Source organism: Streptomyces sp. a15 (assembly GCF_059026085.1).
This window is the reverse complement of the sequence record NZ_JBWLKM010000267.1, coordinates 1-710: the sequence shown is the minus strand read 5'-3', so window position 1 is coordinate 710 and position 710 is coordinate 1. Positions and strand designations below refer to the sequence as shown.

Sequence of the window (710 nt, the reverse complement as noted above, 5' to 3'; positions counted from 1 at the left end):
GGCCGGTACCGACCTGCCTGCCCGCCCCAAGGGCATCGACAACGGCACGGCCGACCTTGTTTCCGTCCGCGCCCTCGCGCTCGCCAACCCGGACCTGGTCGAGCGGCTACGCTCTGACGCGCCGCTGAACACCCCCGACCCGGCGACCTCTACGGCGGCGGAGTGGCCGGCTACACCGACTACCCCACCCACACCGTCTGAGGAACCCAACCATGCCCGCCCCCACACCCCGCATCCCCACCACGGCCAGCGAGGGACCGATGAGCTACGCGATCTACCAGCTCGCCCGCGCTCACCGCGCCCGCGCCGCCGCCATGCTCCGCGAGATGGACCTGCATCCCGGACAGGAACTGCTGCTGATGCACCTCCTCGACCAGGACGGCCAGACCCAGTCCGAACTGCTCGAAAGCGTCGACGTGGACCACTCCACCATCTCCAAGGCCCTACGCCGCATGCAGGACGCCGGCCTGCTCGTCCGCGCGCCGGCCGAACACGACCGACGCGTCATGGTCGTCCACCTCACCGACAAGGGCCGTGCCATGCGCGAGCCCATCGCAGCCATGTGGCAGGCCCTGGAAGAGACCTCCGCACGGAACCTCTCGACGCAACAGGCAGACTCCTTCGTCCGCACCGCCTACGCCATCACCGACGCGATCAACAACCGCCCCCTTCCGGAAGAAGAGTCCAAGTAACTCCCCCGTTTGCACCCC

Annotated in this window: 1 protein-coding gene and 1 pseudogene; both read left to right on the top strand. The window is 69.0% G+C overall.

The genetic code is table 11. The features are described 5' to 3' along the window. Window positions 1-201: pseudogene (locus tag AC5P09_RS52065) on the top strand (alkene reductase); the annotation flags it as partial. Between the two features lie 11 nt (window positions 202-212). After that, entirely contained in the window at window positions 213-692 is a 480-nt protein-coding gene (locus AC5P09_RS52060; RefSeq protein ID WP_493880646.1) for a MarR family winged helix-turn-helix transcriptional regulator, read from the top strand. Window positions 693-710: the final 18 nt, after the last annotated feature.

Excerpts from the sequence above, each read along its gene's own strand:
- AC5P09_RS52060 (WP_493880646.1), top strand. The coding sequence starts at position 213 with ATGCCCGCCCCCACACCCCGCATCCCCACCACGGCCAGCGAGGGACCG.